The following is a 21,309-nucleotide window of genomic DNA, read 5'->3' as shown; positions in this document are numbered from 1 at the left end:
TTATGACTCAGGGAAATAGATGTCAAGCCACTTTACTTCGGCTATTCAATGTTTATCATTGATAGCGCGTTTTCACCAAATACCCGCAGAGCCCAGCGCCTTAATTAGAGAATTTCAGCATGACGATGAGTCATTGACTGATATTAACCTTATTCGTGCGGCAAAAAGTCTAGGTTTTAAAGCTAAATTTATTCAAGATACACCTGAGCATTTAAGCGAACATTTGTTACCTGCTATTGCACGTCATAAAGATGGTCATTTTTTCATTATTGCTAAAGTAGCCAATGACGAAGTACTGATTCAAGATATTGACCCAAGCGTTGCAAGTAATGCACCGACTACCCATAGCTTTGCAGAGTTAAGTGCTTTTTGGGACGGTGAATTATTATTACTTTCTAAGCGAACATCCTTTTTCAGTGGTGTATTAACCGAAAGTGCCAAGTTTGGCTTTTCATGGTTTGTTCCAGCTTTAATTAAATACAAAACGTATTTTAGTGATGTCTTTGTTGCCTCTTTTTTTATTCAACTGGTTGGTCTTGCCTCACCGATATTTTTCCAAGTTGTTATTGATAAAGTGCTTGTCCATAAAGGCATGACCACATTAGACGTACTCGCGGTTGGCTTTTTTATTGTCATTACCTTTGAAGTGGTATTAACGGGGCTGCGTACGTATGTTTTCTCTCATACCACCAATAGAGTTGATGTTGAGTTAGGCAGTAAGCTTTATAAACACATGCTGTCATTGCCAATAGCGTATTTTAACGCACGTCGTGTGGGTGATACGGTTGCAAGAGTTAAAGAGCTCGATTCGGTACGAGAATTTTTAACCGGCTCATCACTAACTGTGGTGCTTGATGTACTGTTTAGTTTTGTTTTCTTTGCGGTGATGTTTTATTACGCGCCATTACTGACATGGATAATCATTGGCACTATTCCCTTTTATTTAGCCTTATCTTTGTTAGTTACACCCACCTTACGTAAACGCCTTGAAGAAAAGTTTCAACGCAGCGCTGAGAATCACTCCTTTTTAGTGGAGTCAGTTAACGGTGTTGAAACCATTAAAGCGATGGCTGTTGAGCCGCAATTACGTAATAGCTGGGAAGATAAATTAGCAGATTATGTCAATGTCTCCTTTAAAACAGGCAACCTGAACAATATTTACAGCCAAATAGCTGCCTACATTAATAAGATTGGTGGCCTTTTAACCTTATATTTTGGCTCTATTGCCGTAGTTTCGGCAGAGTTAACCATAGGGCAATTTATTGCCTTTAATATGCTAGCACAGAGAGTTAGCGGCCCTATTATGCGCTTAGTGAATTTATGGCAAGATTTTCAACAGGCTAATATTTCATTGCAGCGGTTAGGGGATGTGTTAAATGCGCCTTCTGAGCCAGGTTATAATCCAAATCGAGCAACGCTACCTGATATTAAAGGCCAAGTTATTTTTGAAAAAGTATTGTTTCGTTATGCGCCCAATCGAGCGCCGGTATTAAATGACATTAGCTTTGCTTGTCGCCCTGGTGAAGTTATCGGTATTGTCGGTCGTTCAGGCTCAGGCAAAAGTACCTTAACTAAACTAGTACAACGATTGTATGTACCTGAATCAGGGCGCGTATTAATTGACGGGGTTGATTTAGCCATGGTTGAGCCTGCATGGCTTAGACGACAGGTGGGCGTAGTATTACAAGAGAACTTTTTGTTTAACCGCACTGTCCGTGACAACATTGCCTTGGTTGATACAGGCATGTCGATGGAGCAAGTGGTTAAAGCGGCACAGTTAAGTGGCGCACATGAGTTTATTCTAGAGTTACCCGAAGGTTACGACACGGTTGTTGGTGAGCAAGGCTCATCACTCTCCGGTGGTCAACGTCAACGTATTGCCATTGCTAGAGCCTTAGTCACCAATCCAAAAATACTCATATTTGATGAAGCAACCAGTGCACTTGATTATGAATCAGAAAGTATTATACAAGCCAACATGCGGCGCATTAGCCAAGGCCGTACTGTGTTTATTATTGCCCATCGCTTATCGGCGGTAAAAGATGCTAATCGTATTATGGTGGTAGATAAAGGCCGTTTAGTTGAGCAAGGGGGTCATCAGCAACTCATTAAACATGGCGGTATTTACGCGCATCTGCATTCTATTCAAAGTCACCACGGTATTGGCGTTGCAGAAAATCCAGCCCCCCAAGCACCACAGCCGGTAAATCAACAACATCATCAACAGCGACAAAAGCAAGAGCAGCAAAGAAGGCGAACCGTGCAACAATCGCAAATAGCTGCACAGGCAAATAGTGTTAACAAGGAGACTGACCATGACAAGTAGCTCTCATGACACCCAGTCTTCACAAGCGCACAGTCAATTAGCGCCTGAAAAATTAGCGTTTTTACCGGCCGCCCTTGAAATTCAAGCAGCGCCGCCGCCCAAGTGGAGTCGTTCACTGCTCTGGGCGATTAGTATGCTTATTGTCTTGCTTATTGCTTGGGCATCATGGGCAGAGATAGATATTATTGCTACCTCTCAAGGTAAAATTGTTCCCAGCGGACGCGTTAAAGTCATTCAGCCTTTAGAGACTGGCGTGGTTAAAACTATCTTTGTCAAAGAAGGGCAGCATGTAAAAGCAGGGGATAAACTCATTGCCCTTGATAATACCGCAAGCCAAGCCGATGCCGATAGACTCCATAATGAATGGCAAGGCCAAACTGCTGATTTATTACGATTGCGACACTTTATTCAACGCGTTGAAAATAAAAAGCCGCACAACTACGATGACAACAGTTTAAATAGTAATAGCAACTCGAAAATACACAGCAGCTTAATTAACGATGTAAACTCAACAAACGAAATGAGTCCACTTGCGATACTTCAATTAAACCAGCGTTTATTACTCGACAGTAGCCTGCAAGAATACCAATCTAAAATTGACAGCTTCTTAAGTGAGATTGTTAAGTTATCGGCAGAGAAAAAAGCGATAAAAATAAATGTGGTTCGTTTAACCAAAACCTTGCCCTTAATCACTGAGCAAGTAGCAAGCTTACAGTCACTGTTGTCTGAATCTATGGTGTCCCGCAATCAATATTTAGAGCTTGAGCAAGAGCGTATTAACCAAGAAGAAATGCTCAACCTTGAAGGGGCTAAAGCTGAACAAATCAGTGCCAGTATACTATCAGCGCAGCAAAACTTAACTGCCTACCGCGCTGAAATACGCCGTAATACCTTACAAGAAATCAATCAATTGACCCGTCAAAGTGAAAGCACCAAACAAGAACTGTCCAAAGCCAAGCGATTAACGGCGCTGCGGGTATTAACAACGCCAGTTGATGGTGTGGTTGAAGAATTAGCCATTGCCACTATCGGCGGCATTGTTACCCCAGCACAAGAATTATTACGCATAGTTCCTAAGGGGCAAGGGTTAGAAATTGAAGCAGGCTTACTTAATAAAGACATCGGTTTTGTCCATACAGGCCAAATAGCTGAAATAAAAATAGACAGTTTTCCCTTTACCAAGTACGGCGTAATCGATGGAGCGGTCACCGATATCTCAGCTGATGCTATTGAACATGAACAAATGGGCTTGCTCTTTCCGTTAAAAGCTTCGATGAAAACCGAAGAAATAAACGTTGATGGTAAGTGGGTTAAACTCAAACCCGGTATGTCAGTGACAGTAGAAATTAAAACCGGTACACGTAGATTAATGGAGTTTTTATTAGCGCCATTAATGCGTGGGGTTAGTGAAGGGGCGCGAGAGCGTTAATTAGTGTTAATAGATTTCATTGAACGTAAACAATTAGAGATGATAGCTAAAAGCGATTAGCTAGTTTGGACTAGTTTTAAGGAGAGTTTATGAGGTTTTTCAGTTGGTTTGTTTATAACAAAAGTAATTATAACCGTAACAAAAAGTCAATTTTCGTTGCTGTTACTTTGGGGTTGGTGAGCAGTTTAGCGGCATGTAGTAACATCGAAAAAATGCGTTCTGATAGCTTGTTTGAGCAATATTGCAATGAAGAAGGGCGGGTAGGCCAGTTTATTTATGAGCGGGTAGCCTTAGGAGAGGAGTTTTTTAGGTCAATACCTACTGATATAAGAGAATTGGATCGAATTGAAAATAGCTTTTATATCGATAATAAAAAACTGCTAATCGATAAAGAGAGTTTTATGGACAGTTATACTATTAACTACCTGAAAAGAACAGAGCTTTCATCAGTTGGGCCTATTTACTCTGTTGAAAGTACCCTAGTGAGAAAGTCAGATGGCAAGGTATTAAGTAAAGCAGTGAGCCTATTAAACAAACGAGGGAAGACGAGCAAGATCTTCCCTGTTCAAGGCGTTTATTGCCAAACAGGTAGGGATAATAAAGGGAATCACCTTTCAACTAAGCATCACTTTGACCTTGTTGAAAATACATTTTTCAAGAAATAACAATATTTAAAGGAATAATAATATGGATATTAAAACACTGTTTGATGAAGCTTTGCTGGCACAGGCGGCTTATGCTCTGTTTTCAAAAGGAGATCTGAAAGGTAATGAATTGGTAGCTGCACTATTAAATGACGAAGATAATAATATCACCCAAGCGCAAGCGGAATATTTTGCTTCAAAGTACATCGTTGTACAACAATCAGAGATGCCAGAACCAGACACAGGTTTTTCTGCCACCTTATTTAAAAATATAGAAACCCAAGAATATCACCTTGCTAACCGCGGTAGTGATGGTATTTTTGATGTGGACTTTACTGGTGCTAATGCTCAGAACTTCTCTTGGGGTATGTCGTACGACCAAGTTGCTGATTTGATCAATTTTTACCATCGCCTCACAACAGCCTCTACTGAGACTGCACCACAGTTTACCTTTGAAGAACAAAGTTTAGAGCCAGGGACAATACCGCCCTCAGGTTCGGTATTTAGATACCATGAATTTGAAGATGATACCCAAGAACCGACAGCAGATGTTTATTTAGTCTTTAAGCAAAAGGAGATAGGTGCGGTTGGCCTTGGCAATATTTCGAATACTGAAGATCTTAATGTTTCAGGTCATTCTCTTGGCGGTCATTTAGCCTCTACTTTTAGTTTATTGTTTCCTTCTGTAATTAATCAAACATCCACTTTTAATAGCGCCGGCATTGTTGGTGATCAGTTTGATGAACTTGCTAGTGCAATTGCTGAGGTGCTCGATATAGTTCCAGATAAGGTGGCCGAGCCTAATGTGAATGTTATTGATATCAAATCGCCTTTAGATCCAGTCTCGTCGCTTGGCGGCTTGCACTTAGGTGGTGGATTAGTTGATGTTTTTATTGAAGTAGAAGATACCCTTACAGATCTTGAAAGTCATGATATGGATAGGCTGGTTGATTCTTTAGCGGTAATGAATTTACTGTATACCTTAGATAACTCTTTTACTTTAGCTAAAGCTAATAAATTACTGCCCTTAGCGTCAAGTGATGAATTTACCGAGCTCGAAGGGGTGATGAATTACTTAGCTAGACTGTTTGGCCAAGGCGAAGTAGCAGTCACTAATAGTGATCACGATGAAGTTTACAGTACCATTAAAAAAATCACTGATAGTTTAGGTGATAAAACCTACCAGATATCTGAAATTACCAGTGCAATTGCAGACCAAGCAGCAACGGGTGATAAAGCAGCCCTTTATGCCTTGATAAACCTACAACCTTTTGTGGTACGCGGAACAACACAAGGTACTACCGATGCGCTGTACCAAAGCCATAGTGACAATGGTATGTTGGATATTGAAAACTACACTGATGAGTATTTAGCTGACCGAGCTGATATGCTGCAATGGTTGATTCAATATAATGAAGAAAATCTTGAATATGGCAAAAAGCTAGGTGCAGATATCGAAGGGAATTTTGAATATACCGATATGTCTTCTGGAGTAAACAACGCTCAAGATTTAGTCTTAAAAATAGATGGTACTGGAACCGAAACGTACGCTCAAATTAAATTTGGCACGGAAGGTAATGATTCGGGTGATAAATCTATAGTTGGGGGGGGGTAATGATGATCGATTATATGGAGGTGCAGGCAACGATACTTTAGTCGGTGGCGATGGCATTGATATTCTTTATGGCGGAACAGGAGATGATTATCTTTTTGTTGGTAAGGGAGGAATTCATGTAACTAGCCCTACATCTGGAACTCGCCTAGGTACTGAAATCATGGACGGCGGAGAAGGCTTCGACACGTATTTTATTGGCACATACTCTAATGAAACGGAGATTAAAGATTCAGACGGTATGGGGCAGATAATCACCCGCGTAGACGATTTTAGTGATGTAGGTTATATCGCAGGCTTAGGCACTTTTTGGGGAGAGCAAACCATTACTGATAGGCCAGAAGGTGATATAGAAGCCGATGGTTATACACAAATACATTATGACGGCAGAACGAGTAATTATACTGTTGCTTATGAGCTAGACGGTAGTAAAACCTTAATTTCCTATGGTTTTAATATCCCTAACTTCTATAACGGCATGCTCGGTATTAATCTTGTAGGCGGTCGGGTAGATACAGGTATCTATTCTATTGAAGCTGTACTTGATAAAATAGTAATGGACGAAGAATTTGCACCGTCCGAACAGCAAACGATTAGAGATATCATTATAAATTCTTATAATGAATCGCCAACAGCAAGAGCGATGATGAACAACTTCGCAATTAAACTTGATAACGATATTAACATCAATTATGTAGAAGGTGACATGTATGCCTCTGTTGATGGTATTGATTGGCATACATCGAATTCTGCTGATAATACAGTAGTAGGTACGTCTTCAGAGTCACCGAACGGAATTTACCTAGATTTATCGTTTCTTGAAGATTACACCTATATTAGCACCACAGGTAAAGCGGTAAGTAGCACATTAGAGTTTGGCATTATCCATGAATTAGCACACTTAATGACTGGATACTATGACACAGTGTCGACTGGCTTAAAAGGTGATAACGTTACATTTGCAAATGGTATTTATAAAGAGATGGGAATACCAGAACAACTTTCATACGAAGCACATGCAAAGGATGAACATACTCTTAATTTTGAATATACCCAAGGGAAAGTAGTTGATCGTGCTTTAACTTTACGCGAGGATTTAGGGATTGATTCCCTTGATTTCACTAATGTAGGTGAATCAGACGATCTCCTCATTGGTAACTTTCGAGCGAATACCTTAATTGCTGGAGCAGGTAATGACTTTATTTATGGCAATGAAGGTAATGACATTATTTATGGTAATGAAGGAAATGACTACCTTGTTGCAGGTTTAGGCAATGATAGTGTTTATGGTGGTTCCGACAATGACACTCTATATGGCGATGAAGGTGATGATGACTTATATGGTAATGAAGGTAGTGACTCCCTTGCTGGTGGTTTAGGCGAAGATAATATTTATGGCGGTGACGGTAATGATTCTTTAAATGGTGGGGCTGATGATGATTATTTAGATGGCGGCGATGGGGATGACTCTCTTACTGGCGGTTTAGGTAAGGATTCTCTTACTGGTGGCTTGGGGGATGATACTTATGTTTTTTCTAAAGGTGATGGTCAAGACATTTATCAGGAAGTTAGTGGCACCAATGATAGCATTCATTTTACGGATATCAGTTCCTCAGAAGTTGTTGTGAAATATAAAAATAATGGAGAGTTAGATGTCAATATTATCGGTAGTAGTGACCAAATTAACATCATCCAACCTGAGAGTGATAACGACTTAGGCGTATTAGGCTTTGAATCGTTTGTGTTTTCAGATGGGGTTGTCTGGGATGCTGAAATGATTCAGGCTAATGCATTAGGAAGCACTGATACAGATGATGTTATTATTGGTAGTGATTCTAACGATTCCTTAATTGGTGGGCTAGGTAACGATGTTATTTATGGTGGTTTAGGTAATGACAACTATGTATTTTCGGTTGGTGATGGTCAAGATACTTACGTTGAAAGGAATGGTGATGACACGATAAGTTTTATCAATTTTAATTCTACTGAACTCAAGGTGAACAGAGATATAACGGAAGGGTATCACTATAGCGATGATATAGTTTTCTCTTTCATGAATTCTACAGATCAGGTTACCCTACGTAATGTCAGTTCTGTTGACTATCCCCATAATATTGGTTTTGAAAACTTTACCTTTGCCGACGGCGTTACACTTAATTATCAAGATATATATGAAAAATTGATGCAAGGCAGTGACGGTGAAGATACGATTTATGGTTATGCTTCAGATGACCAGCTAAGTGGTTATGAGGGGGATGACTTTCTATTTGGTCAAGAGGGAAATGATACATTAAATGGAGGGGGAGGCAATGATGTATTGTTAGGAGGTAGTGGTGGTGATGTTTACCTTTTTAATAGTATTGACGGACGTGATGAAATAATTGATTCGAAAGGTGAAGATAGTATTCAATTTGGTGAAGGTATCACCGCCAGTGATTTACATATCGTTTATTCAGCCGATGAAATCTACATAAGTTTGTTGTCGGATGATTCTCAATCTGAAAATAGCATAACTATTCGAAGAACATACGCAAATAATACCATAGAAAAATTAGTGTTTGCTAATGGCGAAGAAGTGTTATGGGATGTTACAACACAGACTTATGATAGTGAAAATATTGATATTGAAATCGTAGACCCTGAAGTTGAGAACCCTGACGCCGAAGAAGAAACTTATACGTATGAAAATACCATTTATGATGACGGCGCTGAAAGCGTACTATATGGTACGATACAGGACGACTTATTTATTGGAACTTCAGGTTGGAATTATTATTATATTAATGCAGGTAGTGGTCACGACACGATAAAGGATACATCGAACATAATCGGTGGAATTGAAGATAAAAGGGGAGATTTGTGCCTCAAAGGAGTGAATGATGAATTTATTTGGGCTGAGCGTGATGGCAATGATATGGTCATTTTTATGGCAGACCGTTATGGTGCTAGACAAGCATCATCTGTTCGACTTGTAGATCAATATATTGGGCTTGGTGTCAAAGGGATTCGCATTCAAGATGGAAATCAAGACTCATGGGGTTCAACTGATTATCATGATTTAAATTTCAATGAGTTATTTAGACCCGCTATAGAGCCTTATAGTAATGTAGAAGGTACTGAAGGTAGTGATGGATTAATAGGCACCTTTGGGGATGACATTTTAAACGGTTATGGTGACAGTGACGAGTTAGAGGGCCGCTCGGGTAATGACACCTTAAATGGTGGTGGGGGTAACGATTACTATTATTTTTCTTTGGGTGACGGTAAAGATATTATTAATGATATTAGTGGCGTAGATGAAATAGAGTTCAGTGGTATAAGACCAGATAATATTCGTATTAGTCAAGACTTTCTCGGACAAGATGTCATTATTAAAATACTGGATGATAACGGCACTTTAACTGGAGACAAAATAACTATCCAGAACGCGTTAGTTAACACAGAAAACCAAATAGAAAAGTTGTTCTTTGATTTTGATGATAGTTCTGTCAATTGGGATGACATATATCAGGCTAGCATACTCTTAACAGAGCCCAAGGCTGATACAGTTCGTCAAGTGAGAACTGGAACTGAGGGGGATGATCATTTTGATGATTCATATTCAACAGAAGGCTATATCTATAAAACAGGGGGAGGTACAGATACCGTACAGGGTGGAATTGCTTCAGATGACTACGATTTTGATGGCCCTGGTTCACTTAGGGTTAGAGATAATGATGGTCAAGATAATACTGTTAGTGGAGGATGGGGCTGGATTCGAGAGCTTTCACGAGCAGAGGTACTCAGGCTTTATGCAAATGGTAGGCTCCAATCCGGAAGAACGAGAATGGGCATGACTTTATCTTATGATGGGGACTTTACCATATCGAATTCAGGTGAGGGTTCAATCATTTTTGTCGATAACAATTTAACCCAATTATCATTTAATCAATTGAACTTTTTGGATGGTACAAGTTGGGACACGACTGAAATACTGGCTAATACGGTAGTTATGGGTACCGATGATGACGATAGTATTAACTATCAATATTTAAGTTATGGTACCAATTATGATACTGGTTTAGGCAATGATATTGTCAGTGGTGGCACAGGTGATGATAGCTACCTATTTGATATAGGTGATGGTAATGATGTAATCAGTGACTCATCAGGCTCAGACACATTATTACTTGGCGTAGGTATCACTCCCGAAAACATTCTAGTTCAAGCAAATGAAAGAGATATGCTGATTAGCTTTGCTTCAGGGGAGACGGTAACCATCACTAATTGGTACTCTTCATACTCTAGTCGCATTGAGCAGTTTGAATTTGCTGATGGCACAACCTGGAACGCGGCAGATATCCTGGCGAATATGGTGATTGCTGGTTCCGACGGTGATGACACGATCAATAACCAATACCTACTTCACAGTACTACCTATAATACGGGTCTAGGTAATGACTCTATTTATGGGGGGAAAGGAGATGATGCTTACCTTTATAACTTAGGTGACGGTAACGACACGATTAATGATTATGGTGGCTCAGACATCATACGCTTTGGCGCAGGTATAACAGCAGATAATATTAGTGTGAGTGCTAATGAAAAGGATATGTTAATTACCTTGTCTGATGGACAAGTGATTACCATTACCAGTTGGTATCACTCTTATAGTAGTCGCATAGAGCAGTTTGAATTTGCTGATGGTACCACTTGGGCAGCGGCAGATATTCTCGGGAATATGGTGGTTACTGGTACAGACGGTGATGACTCTATCAATAACCAATACCTACTTCACAGCACGACCTATGAGACGAGTGTAGGTAATGACTCTGTTTATGGGGGGAAAGGAGATGATGCTTACCTGTATAATTTAGGTGACGGTAACGATACGATTAATGATTACAGTGGTTCAGATATTTTACGTTTTGGTGCGGGTATAACGGTGGATAATATCAGTGTGAGTGCAGAAAATACCGATATGTTAATCACGTTGTCTGATGGTCAAGTAATTACCATAGCCAATTGGAATCACTCAAATAATAGTCGTATTGAGCAGTTTGAATTTGCTGATGGCACAATCTGGGACGGGGTAGATATTCTGGCGAATATGGTGATTGCTGGCTCCGACGGAGATGGTTATGTTAACAATCAATACCTCCGCAATGGTACAACTTATGATATGGGCTTAGGTGATGATAGAGTTTATGGCGGTAAAGGTGATGATGCTTACCTGTATAATTTAGGTGACGGTAACGATACGATTAATGATTACAGTGGTTCAGATATTTTGCGTTTTGGCGTGGGTATAACCGCAGATAATATCAGTGTTAGTGTGAATCATAGTGATTTGTTGATTACATTATCTGATGAGCAAGTCATTACGTTAGTAAATGGTTATTCTCCAAATAGTCTCCGTATTGAGCAGTTTGAGTTTTCTGATGGTACAGTGTGGGAAACGACAGATATCTTTGCAAATATAGGATTATCGACTGCTGAAAGTTCATCAACTGACTCAAATTTGAACCTATTAATTCAGTCATACTCAAGCTTTGATGATGCGTCTGACGACTCAGGATTGGAGTTGTCAAAAACAAGTAACTCAATTGTTTTACCTGTTATCGAAAGTATTATGTAAATAACTTATAAGAGTAGGCATCCACGGGTGCCTACAGCATACTTGATGCGCTTTGTTTCTACTTTCTTTGCTCGGTATTCTATCTCATATTTTTAGTCGCTTTCTGATGAGGACTATTAGTATCGTGAAGTCTCATTTCAGACTTCTTTCGTTGACTATTAATATTAGTTAATGATGGATTGCAAGGAAACCTTATTTTAGATTTCTATCTCACTTTGGGGGCGAAACCGAGATAGAACTAATACTCTATTTTATCTGAATTTAAACAAAGGCGAATGACCGCAATTGTGGCGGAGCGGACTATCAAGATAAAGGTAACTCAACGTCTCATGAACACTAAAAACAGCTCAAAAATCTATTGATTTTAATGTCCGCTATCGTATCCAAGCGGTCCTTTCGGATAATCATTCTAATGACTGCTTTATAGAATGTTTGTCATTTGTTATATGGCAACGCTGTATGTAATTGAATGGTAAATGTCGATGCAATTGGGTGGAACAGTCATACGTTATTTTCCACCTATAAACATAATTAATGTAGAGCACGTTTTTCAGCTCACCATCCTGTGAGCTTTAAGTTAAACTCAAAAGTTGATGGCGACTAACGTCAATTTAATCGAACTACTATATTAAAAAAGTGAGGTCAGTACAGTCTAACCTGTCGAGCTATGTGGTCCACGTACTGGTAATCGTGGTCCAACTCAACTGACTACTGTGGCCCCTTTGGTTGGTACATCTGGTTCTTAGGGGGCGGAATTTACACCTGTATATTCCAGTGAAATGGACCATGATTGCCAAAGTTAATGCGCCATTGGTGCCAGTAGATGGACCAGAGAAGACTAATAGCAGTTTACTCTCATGTGAGAAAGTTACTTAAAATTAATTAACCACCTATTGCGGATTTAATATAGTTGATCAAATGAAGGGGTCTTGGAGGCGTATTGCATTTTAGTCACATAAGGACAAATTGCCAATTAGAAAAATAAAATATGAAGCCATTGCTTTAGGTTTAAGTAACTGGATAAAATATTGTTCAATAATAAAATATAGGTTCAAACGTTATGGAGAAGTGCATGTCACATATAAAACGAAGAGCTAATATACTTGTTAATGGCGTTTTAGCAGGCTCATTAACAGAATATAAAAATGGAAACTCTGAAAACTATGTGTTTCAGTACTTAGCGGATTATATAAGTGCTGGTTCACCAATTGGTTTTCATTTCCCATTAACAGAAACACCTTATAAGTTTGATGAACTACCACCCTTTTTTTTGAACTTAGCAAGTGAAGGCTGGCTAAAAAAAATACAATGTGAAAAAGGTGGAATAAATGAAGACGATATTTTTGGTTTGTTATTAGCAAATGGTAAAGAGCTAATAGGCGCCTTATCCATAATTAATGATGAACCTTAGTTGTTAATCCAATGAGTTGACCTCTTACTATCATTAACTAATTTTGAACAGCTCTAATTCTGTCAATTTAGGAATGTGAAAAAAGTTCAAAAAGTCCACATTAGTAAGTATAAAGCTTCTCTTGAATTTATTGCTTTATTTGCAACCATCTATCTGGAATATGATCCTTTCGGATAGCCACCTCAGTTCATTTGTAAGGCGATGGATTTTTCTTGATGGATTAGATGGTATATCGCCAATGAGTAGATAATTATTTTCTTTCATGGCTTTTACAACTGAATTGATTAATACGTGCTTGTAAAAATAAAACTCTATGTCAGGAATACCGTCCTCTTTAATATCAAAACCAGACAAAAAAACATCAATATCTTGTTTGTCAATTTTCCAATGATATCTTAATAACGTGTGTTTTTGAAAGAACACTTGCTGTAGGTAGCTTAGAATGAAGTGTCGGCAACCACAAAATGGCGGCTCCATTAATGTAGAAAAGAGCGCATTATAAAAGCCAGCTAATAATGAAGGAGTAAAGACGTTTTGTTGATACTTGATTTCATTTAATAGGCCAGCAAAGCAAGCTAATGAATCTATTGCATCGAGAAAAAGTAACTCTCGTATTAACTCATGCGTGGTGTCTAAAGATGAATGATTTTTTTGTATCCCTTCTCTCAGTACGATGAGGATTTTTACTAGTTTTCTAGGTAACCTTTTGTACATTGTTGACCATACACTGTTAGTCGGTTTGTTTGGTGATACCATGTGCCAAAGTGGGTGAACATAAATATCAAAGAGTATCGGGGAAAGTGAGTTGATATGTTCTAACAGTGAAGGGCTTAGGTTGTTTTTGTTAAATATACTAGTCCAGAGTCGACTTGATGTTTTTTCACCAAAAAACTGCTTTTCGAATTCTGATGGCGTTGAGATACCTGTCAGCGTGTGAATTCCACAAATCACCGCTATTGTTGCCAGTCTATAGTTGAGTGACCTATATGGCCTCCCTACTTTTTTTTAGAATAAATTTCCATTAGAGAGTCATTAATATCTCAAAATGTAATTAAAAACGCCACACCAGTGCCTTTCCTGAACATTGAATGTAACTTTAATTAGGTATAAACCTTAATATTGGTTCTAAATTTTACTTTAATCAATGTAACACCCCATTAAATTGGTCAAAACCAATACATCAAATGTAACTTTTATTCTAGCTTGCCTATCCCACTAGTCATTAGCTAACTCTAAAATCATTCACTACTGTTGATATATGTCCCTTTGTGATTGGTTAATGCATATGAGTGAATTAAGCTCAAATAGTTTAATTGAAAAACTTACAAATGATCTGTTCCATGAGCTATTAACTCTACATGGGCCAATGATGACTGGGATCCCCCTTTATCAAGCACTGGGGTATCAAACGAGTGATTCTTTCAGGCAAGCAATTTACAAACAAACCATTCCAATAACAGTCTTTAGTATTTCTAAAAGACGAGGAAAGTTCGCTTTAACAAAAGATGTAGCAACTTGGATTGCACTACAACGTTGCGATCAAACATGCGTATCGATCAAGGAGGAATAAATGAATAGATAATTTTATTGAGGTGCACAAACACAAAATCTCAGTAAGGCTGGAACCTAATACTGAGACTTGTGTTCTTTGTCGAATGAGAAGCCGACAGAGTAAGTTTGGTACTAGACCGCTAGTTTGTCAAGGTGCCTCGTGCGCCTTTGTTTTAACTAAACAGAGGTGATTTATGAAAGCTGTAAATACATTACGAGAAAACTTGAGACTGCTATGTTGTTTTGGCATTTATTCTAACCGGCAAATTGCTAGGTTGAATAATAGCTCACACCAAATTATAGGACGCTTGAGAAAGAAAGTTCTCCAATTACCTATAACTTATAAAGAAATAGAAAAACTTAATGATGATGAGCTGTTCCAAGCTATCTACCCCAAAAAATATGCACAGCAGTATGACAAAATCCTCCCTGACTTTGAGGCACATCATAAAGAAAGACTAAAGAAAACAAAATATAGAAAAAGTTGCACAGTTCAGTTTTTAGAATACAAAGCTAAATATGGAGATAAAGCATACGGTAAAACACGTTACTTTGAATTGGTGCGTGATGATAATCGAAACCGAAGAGCCGTGATGAAACAACAATATCTTCCAGGTGAAGTGATGTTTATTGATTACGCTGGTATGAAAGTTCATTACCAGGCACGTGGTAAAGAAATAGCTCTAAGCATTTTTGTTGCATGTTTGGGTTATTCGAAAAAACTCTTTGCCTTCGCAACTTCAGATATGACCTCAAAAAGCTGGGTGTATGCATTAACTAAAGCCATAGGGTATTACGGTGGCGTGCCAGAGGTGGTTCAATTTGATAATGCTAAAGCTATGGTTACAAAATCAGGAAGACTTGCAAACCTCAATGACAATGCCAAAGCGTTTGCCAGCCACTATGGGTGTATATGTGATACATCTCGTGTAGCCACACCAACCGATAATGGCAATGCTGAAGCCGCAGTGAAATTTATCACCCAACGGGTTCTCGTTCCAATGAAAAATGACGTGACATTTTTTAGTGCTTTTGAAGTTAATGCGTACCTTATCCAGGAAGTCGATAAACTAAATAAATTACTTTTTCAAAAGTTCACTTTTAGCCGGAATGACTTATTTGATAGAGATGAGAAGAAGGCGCTAAATCAGCTTCCTGCCCAGCCTTATAAAGCAATGAATGTACAACGAGTTGTCACTGTACCTGTGGATTATATGATATTGCATGATGGACATTATTATTCTGTTCCGTACTATTTACGCAATAATAGGGTGTTAGTTCAAGCAACAGACAATGAGCTAATAGTGCGTTATCAGAACAAAGAAGTTGCGCGTCATATTATTAATGAAGTAGAAAGAGGAGAAACGCGATTGGTCGAGCACATGAAATCGAGTCACCTTGCCGAATCGCGCAAGAACAAAGATGTCTTCTTATCATGGGCGCACGGTATCAGTAGTGACGCCGAAAGGTTCGTAGAGCAACAATATGAGTTTACTAAGAACCCTCAGTCGAGAGCTGTAGGGAAGCGATGTTCAGCACTTCAAAAACTATGTGACACTTGTGGCGAAGAAGTTTTTTCTTCTGCATGCCATTATGCACTTACACATAACATAACAACACCTACTGATTTAGCGCTAGTGATTCGAGCCAAAGCATTTGACACAACCTCTGAGTCTAATAGTGTTGGCCACAGTAATATTCGAGGTAAAGATTACTTCGAGGAGCGTCATCATGGATAAGAAACTTATCACTTCAAAACTTGAACAGTTAAAACTTAATGGCGCGTTACAAGCATTTGAGCACCAATGTGGTACAACGACTTATCATAAGCTTGACTTTGAAACGAGATTTGGTGAAATTCTAGATAGTCAGCTTGTGTTTAATTCAGAAAAGCGCATCAAAACTCTACTTAAGCAAGCAAAGCTGCGCTATCCCAATACTTTCATTAGCGATATTAATTATGAGTTATATCCATCATTAAAGCCTAGCCAAGTATCACAGCTTGCCACGTCGGATTGGATAAAAGCACATCACCACTTGTTAATTATAGGCCCTACTGGTATGGGGAAAACGACATTGGCATGTGCTATTGCTCAAGAGGCAATTAAGCAGCATATACCTGTTCTATTCTATCGTTTGTCTACCTTGTTTTTAGATCTGGTAGCTGCGCAAAAAGAAGAGAAACTGAAGCAGTTCTTGAGGAAAATGAACCGTGCACCATTACTTATTCTTGATGATTGGGGTAATGCACTCATGGGAAAAGGTGAGCGACATTTGTTTTTCGAGTTAATAGAGTCTCGAGATTTAAATAGCTCTTTGTTAATCACCTCGCAATACCCTGTATCGACATGGCATGAGAGCTTCCAAGACTCAACAATTGCGGACTCAGTACTTGATAGGGTTGTTCATAACGCTCATAAAATAGAGTTAAAAGGCGAGTCAATTCGTAAATTAAAGCGAATAACAGATGAGGGAGATTATGATGAACATTAATCAGCATCAATATCTAGCAGTATTAGGGCAAATAAATCTGGATGAGGTACATATAAAACAAACATTCACCTATTACCAACAACGCTATCTAAATAGTCAAATAGCCCAGCAATTTGTACAGTCTCATTGTCAAGTGCTTGATGACCACTGTGTAGATGCATTTGTTGGTTTCTGTGATAGGACTATGGGAACGTACTTACCCAAAGCTAAGTCCCCAGAAAGGGCTGCTATTCGTGGTAGTTTACAACGTTGCGGGTTAATTCGTGCCAGCGGTCATGAACTGTTTCGTGGGTGTATTGTTTTTTCATCTGTGGATGAGCGAGACAATATAATCTCTGCAACAGGGTATCGTATCGGTCGTACTCGCAAAGGGGATAAACTAATAATTTATTGGCATAAGCCTGAGCCCAAAGCTTTTGTTGATACAGGTATGTCATATGCTAAAGAGCTGATAAATGCAAAAGCCTACCACTAAGCGCATCTGGCGATGTGTACAATACTATCTTGAGCTTTGCCTTGCTAAGTCGCAAGGCTCAGATACTGTGCGTAATAAACGTGGTGGTCTAAAGAAATTCTTTCTTTGGTGTTTAGATCGGAATATTACACTCATTGACCAAATTGATTTGGATTTGATGGATGATTATGCCAATTATTTGAACTCATACCGTAAAGCGCTAGATAATGATCCACTAAGCCCTGCCCAAAAGCGTAATTTGCTTACCTATGTAAAAACTTTTGTGAAGTATATGCACAGAAAGGGATTACTAGCTAAAAATACGCTAGCTGACATAGAGCTGCCAAGTAAGGGGCATCAGATACCGAAAGCCCTATACAGTGTTGAAGAAATAGAAATTATCTTAGAGCAGCCGTTATTGTTTGGCATTAAGGGGCTAAGAGATAGAGCTATACTCGAAACATTCTTTGCCACCGGTATTCGCCGTGGCGAGCTGGTTAAGCTCAATGGTGATGATATCGACTTTACCGGGAAAATGGTTCGTGTACATGGTAAAGGCAAGAAAGAGCGTTTGGTGCCAATTAGCCAACGAGGTTGTGAATGGCTAGCGTTCTACATCGGTAAGATACGACCCATGTTTGCATTCATTGGTTCAGGGAAGGCATTATTTTTGGCTAACAATGGTAAACGCTATGTACCAGGTAAACTATCAGATATGGCCTCTCAATATGTCAAAATAGCAGGGTTTGACCGCACAGGCGCTTGCCACTTATTCCGCCATAATACCGCAACCACCATGTTAGATAATGGTGCTGATTTACGTCATATCCAAGAAATGTTAGGACATGCCAGCATTCTTACCACGCAACTTTATACTCATGTTAGCCGTAAAAAACTGTCTGAAGTTTATGAGGCTACTCACCCTTCGGCTGAAGGTGGTAGCGGGTTGTTTTAATTAGTAAGTTTTAAACCTTCTTCTTGCCAATTAGTTAGCTATTTAGCACAATGAGTTGATACTTCTTATACCGCCTACATGGAATAAATAGAAACAGGGATGCTATGAAAATCATTGAAAAAATTAAGCTATTTAACTTTAAGAGATTCATAAACTTTGAAGTTCAATTTACTGAAGAAATTAATTTATTGATTGGTGACAATGAAGCAGGAAAAAGTAGTTTACTCACCGCAATTGCACTTGTACTAAGTGGTAGTAAATCAAAAATAGAGTCAATAGGGATTGATAATCTATTTAATAAGCAAATTATTAATGAATTTTTGGTTTCAGAGAAAAGTATTGAAAACCTTCCCACCTTACGTATAGAGCTGTACTTAAATGAGCAAGATAATCCTCATCTAAATGGCAAGGTTAATTCTGAAGGTGTCGCTTGTGACGGGCTGGTTTTAACGTGCGAGCCAAATGAAGAATTAACTCATGAAATATCAGAAGTTTTAGCTCAAGGAGAAAGTAACTTTCCTTTTGAATATTACGTTGTTAATTTTTCAACTTTTTCTGGTCAAGCATATTCGGGCTACCGAAAATTCTTAAAGTATTTAACCTTAGATAGTTCACAAATAAATAATGATTATGCAACCAAAGAGTACATAAAAGCGGTATATGACAACTTTGTTGAGCAAACAGAGAGGATAAAGTTGAAAAATGAGTATCGCCAACAAAAAGTGACTTTTAAAGAAACAAACCTTAAATCGATTAATGACAAACTTGATGAATACCAGTTCTCGATTAGGTCTGGTACTAAATCAAATTTAGAAACAGATCTAAACATTGTTGAAGATGACGTTCCTATCGAAAATAAAGGTAAAGGCAGGCAGTGCTTTATTAAAACAGAGTTTGCATTAAGGGAGCATGATGCAGATAAGCCACTAGACGTATTATTGTTAGAGGAGCCTGAGAACCATCTTAGTCATACGAATATGAAAAGATTGGTTCATAGGATATCAGAATCACATGCGAAACAAATTTTTGTTGCTACACATAATAGTTTAATAAGCACGAGATTAAATTTACGTAATTCAATACTGCTTAATAGTTCTTCTTCTGAACCTCTTACGATGAGAAACTTGCCAGAGGATACCGCTAAATTCTTCATGAAAGCACCCGATAATAATGTTTTAGAATTCATATTGTCAGCAAAAGTCATATTGGTAGAAGGCGATGCTGAATACATCCTTTTGGACTCACTCTATTCATTGGTAACTAGCTCTACTTTAGAAGCTGATGATATTCATGTTATCTCAGTTGGTGGTACAAGTTTTAAGAGGTATTTAGATATAGCAAAAGTTTTGGGAATAAGGACCGCTGTTATACGTGACAATGATGGAGACTATCAAGCGAACTGCATTGATAATTATGTTGACTATGTTGCCGACAATATAGGTGTTTTTTATGATGGTGTTAATGCTAATAGTACATTTGAGATTTGTCTATATGGCTTAAATCAAGAGGTTTGTAATGAGCTTTGGCTCGCTGACCGGAGAGCATTGACCGTGCAAGATTATATGCTGAAAAATAAGGCTGACTGTGCATTTGAATTATTAGATAGAAAAGCTGGCCAAGTTGCCACACCTGACTATATAAAAAGAGCTTTCCAATGGATAAACGAGTAGTTTTTGCTGTAGCTGGCTCAGGTAAAACAAGTCACATAATCAATGGGTTAACAATTGAGTCTAAAACTTTAATATTAACTTATACGGACAATAACTTATCTAACCTAAAGCATAGGATAATGCAAAAGTTTGGTGAAATTCCTTCGGGAATTAAAGTGTACTCATACTTTCAATTCTTGTATTCATTTTGTTTTAGACCTCTATATGGTCACGAGCTTAAAACTAAAGGTATTAATTGGCATGTCCCTCCATTTAATACCTTAAAAATGAAACGAAATGATAGTAGGTTCTATGTCGATAGCCACAACAGGTTGTACTCCAATCGAATAGCAAAACTAATCGAACAACTAGGCATTATTGATGAAGTCATTCAGCGTATAGAAAAGTATTTTGACAGCATTTGTATTGATGAAGTTCAAGATTTTGCAGGGCACGATTTCAACTTTTTATTAAGCATTTTTCCAGCAAATATAAACCAATTATTTGTGGGAGACTTCTATCAACATACATTTGATACGTCTAGGGATGGAAATATTAATAAGTCGCTCCATGATTGCTACGACAAATACAAAGCAAAATTTACGAAAGTTGGTTATGTAGTCGATGAAGAGTTACTGTCTAGGAGTCACCGTTGTAGCCCAATCGTTTGTGGTTTTGTTAGTGAAAATTTATCTATATCAATTGACTCTCATCGAACTGACCAGAGCAATATTGAGTTTATAGAATGTAAGAATCAAGCTATCGAAATGATGAATTGCCCAGATACAGCCAAACTTTTTTACCAAGACAGTAGAAAGTACAAAGGGTATACAGAAAATTGGGGAGCTACTAAAGGGCTAGATTGTTTCGAAAATATTTGCATAATTTTGAATCCAAATACATTAAAACACTTTCAGAATGGGAATCTTAGAGAGCTTAAACCTCAGACTAAGAATAAACTGTATGTTGCATGTACAAGAGCTAAGCAGAATATTTATTTTATTCCTGAAAAACTTGTTAAGCATATGAAAAGTTAGTATTTACGATAAAGTCTTATGGATTGAAGTTTATGAAGCAACTCACCCTTTTTCTGAAGGTGGTAGTGGGTTATTTTAACGAAGAAATTGCTTTATCACAGTGTTATTTAAACGTTAATATTGGGGAAAAG

Annotated in this window: 14 protein-coding genes; 13 read left to right on the top strand and 1 reads right to left on the bottom strand. The window is 38.3% G+C overall.

The genetic code is table 11. The features are described 5' to 3' along the window. Positions 1-19 precede the first annotated feature (19 nt). From ND2E_RS05705 to ND2E_RS05730, 6 genes are all read left to right on the top strand, one after another. Positions 20-2,326, top strand: coding sequence for a type I secretion system permease/ATPase (locus tag ND2E_RS05705; protein WP_081962078.1), 2,307 nt, complete (start codon positions 20-22; stop codon positions 2,324-2,326). After that, the gene (locus tag ND2E_RS05710) at positions 2,316-3,755 is read left to right on the top strand and encodes an HlyD family type I secretion periplasmic adaptor subunit (protein ID WP_052056802.1); all 1,440 of its coding nucleotides are present in this window, start codon (positions 2,316-2,318) and stop codon (positions 3,753-3,755) included. Before ND2E_RS05705 ends, ND2E_RS05710 begins: the two co-directional genes overlap by 11 nt. A gap of 89 nt (positions 3,756-3,844) precedes the next feature. Further along, complete coding sequence (locus ND2E_RS05715) at positions 3,845-4,420, top strand: hypothetical protein (RefSeq protein WP_033094914.1); 576 nt, start codon at positions 3,845-3,847, stop codon at positions 4,418-4,420. 22 nt (positions 4,421-4,442) lie between these two features. Then, the gene (locus ND2E_RS23505; RefSeq protein WP_033094913.1) at positions 4,443-6,014 is read left to right on the top strand and encodes a hypothetical protein; all 1,572 of its coding nucleotides are present in this window, start codon (positions 4,443-4,445) and stop codon (positions 6,012-6,014) included. Next, complete coding sequence (locus tag ND2E_RS05725; RefSeq protein ID WP_033094912.1) at positions 6,001-11,628, top strand: calcium-binding protein; 5,628 nt, start codon at positions 6,001-6,003, stop codon at positions 11,626-11,628. The genes ND2E_RS23505 and ND2E_RS05725 overlap by 14 nt, the downstream gene beginning before the upstream one ends. A gap of 1,072 nt (positions 11,629-12,700) precedes the next feature. Beyond that, positions 12,701-13,039 carry a HipA N-terminal domain-containing protein gene (locus ND2E_RS05730; protein ID WP_033094911.1) on the top strand — a complete coding sequence of 113 codons (339 nt, stop codon included), beginning with the start codon at positions 12,701-12,703 and terminating at the stop codon, positions 13,037-13,039. 135 nt (positions 13,040-13,174) lie between these two features. Here ND2E_RS05730 and ND2E_RS0121735 read toward each other — a convergent pair whose 3' ends face one another. After that, positions 13,175-13,990, bottom strand: coding sequence for a hypothetical protein (locus tag ND2E_RS0121735; protein WP_150113780.1), 816 nt, complete (start codon positions 13,988-13,990; stop codon positions 13,175-13,177). A 334-nt stretch (positions 13,991-14,324) separates the two neighbouring features. Here ND2E_RS0121735 and ND2E_RS05735 point away from each other — a divergent pair, with 334 nt between their 5' ends. The 7 genes from ND2E_RS05735 to ND2E_RS05765 all read left to right on the top strand — a co-directional run bounded on the left by ND2E_RS05735 (position 14,325) and on the right by ND2E_RS05765 (position 21,178). Continuing rightward, positions 14,325-14,609, top strand: coding sequence for a hypothetical protein (locus tag ND2E_RS05735; RefSeq protein ID WP_052056801.1), 285 nt, complete (start codon positions 14,325-14,327; stop codon positions 14,607-14,609). A gap of 175 nt (positions 14,610-14,784) precedes the next feature. Further along, on the top strand, positions 14,785-16,329 hold the full coding sequence (gene istA, locus ND2E_RS05740) for an IS21 family transposase (RefSeq protein ID WP_033094909.1): 1,545 nt from the start codon (positions 14,785-14,787) through the stop codon (positions 16,327-16,329). Continuing rightward, the gene (gene istB / locus ND2E_RS05745) at positions 16,322-17,083 is read left to right on the top strand and encodes an IS21-like element helper ATPase IstB (RefSeq protein WP_033094908.1); all 762 of its coding nucleotides are present in this window, start codon (positions 16,322-16,324) and stop codon (positions 17,081-17,083) included. The genes istA and istB overlap by 8 nt, the downstream gene beginning before the upstream one ends. Next, positions 17,070-17,558, top strand: coding sequence for a hypothetical protein (locus tag ND2E_RS05750; RefSeq protein WP_150113779.1), 489 nt, complete (start codon positions 17,070-17,072; stop codon positions 17,556-17,558). The genes istB and ND2E_RS05750 overlap by 14 nt, the downstream gene beginning before the upstream one ends. Beyond that, entirely contained in the window at positions 17,539-18,492 is a 954-nt protein-coding gene (locus tag ND2E_RS05755) for a tyrosine-type recombinase/integrase (protein WP_033094906.1), read from the top strand. Before ND2E_RS05750 ends, ND2E_RS05755 begins: the two co-directional genes overlap by 20 nt. A gap of 104 nt (positions 18,493-18,596) precedes the next feature. Next, the gene (locus ND2E_RS05760) at positions 18,597-20,162 is read left to right on the top strand and encodes an ATP-dependent nuclease (RefSeq protein WP_033094905.1); all 1,566 of its coding nucleotides are present in this window, start codon (positions 18,597-18,599) and stop codon (positions 20,160-20,162) included. After that, positions 20,147-21,178, top strand: a complete 1,032-nt coding sequence (locus tag ND2E_RS05765) for a helicase UvrD (protein WP_033094904.1) — start codon at positions 20,147-20,149, stop codon at positions 21,176-21,178. The genes ND2E_RS05760 and ND2E_RS05765 overlap by 16 nt, the downstream gene beginning before the upstream one ends. Positions 21,179-21,309 lie beyond the last annotated feature (131 nt).

Origin of the sequence: Colwellia psychrerythraea (assembly GCF_000764225.1) — a bacterium.
GTDB lineage: Bacteria > Pseudomonadota > Gammaproteobacteria > Enterobacterales > Alteromonadaceae > Colwellia > Colwellia psychrerythraea_D.
Note: the sequence above shows the minus strand (reverse complement) of the source record. Positions and strands in the feature narration are given on the sequence as shown.

Coding starts and splice junctions, on each gene's coding strand:
- ND2E_RS05705 (WP_081962078.1), top strand. CDS start 20: ATGTCAAGCCACTTTACTTCGGCTATTCAATGTTTATCATTGATAGCG.
- ND2E_RS05710 (WP_052056802.1), top strand. CDS start 2,316: ATGACAAGTAGCTCTCATGACACCCAGTCTTCACAAGCGCACAGTCAA.
- ND2E_RS05715 (WP_033094914.1), top strand. CDS start 3,845: ATGAGGTTTTTCAGTTGGTTTGTTTATAACAAAAGTAATTATAACCGT.
- ND2E_RS23505 (WP_033094913.1), top strand. CDS start 4,443: ATGGATATTAAAACACTGTTTGATGAAGCTTTGCTGGCACAGGCGGCT.
- ND2E_RS05730 (WP_033094911.1), top strand. CDS start 12,701: ATGTCACATATAAAACGAAGAGCTAATATACTTGTTAATGGCGTTTTA.
- ND2E_RS05735 (WP_052056801.1), top strand. CDS start 14,325: ATGAGTGAATTAAGCTCAAATAGTTTAATTGAAAAACTTACAAATGAT.
- istA (WP_033094909.1), top strand. CDS start 14,785: ATGAAAGCTGTAAATACATTACGAGAAAACTTGAGACTGCTATGTTGT.
- istB (WP_033094908.1), top strand. CDS start 16,322: ATGGATAAGAAACTTATCACTTCAAAACTTGAACAGTTAAAACTTAAT.
- ND2E_RS05750 (WP_150113779.1), top strand. CDS start 17,070: ATGATGAACATTAATCAGCATCAATATCTAGCAGTATTAGGGCAAATA.
- ND2E_RS05755 (WP_033094906.1), top strand. CDS start 17,539: ATGCAAAAGCCTACCACTAAGCGCATCTGGCGATGTGTACAATACTAT.
- ND2E_RS05760 (WP_033094905.1), top strand. CDS start 18,597: ATGAAAATCATTGAAAAAATTAAGCTATTTAACTTTAAGAGATTCATA.
- ND2E_RS05765 (WP_033094904.1), top strand. CDS start 20,147: ATGGATAAACGAGTAGTTTTTGCTGTAGCTGGCTCAGGTAAAACAAGT.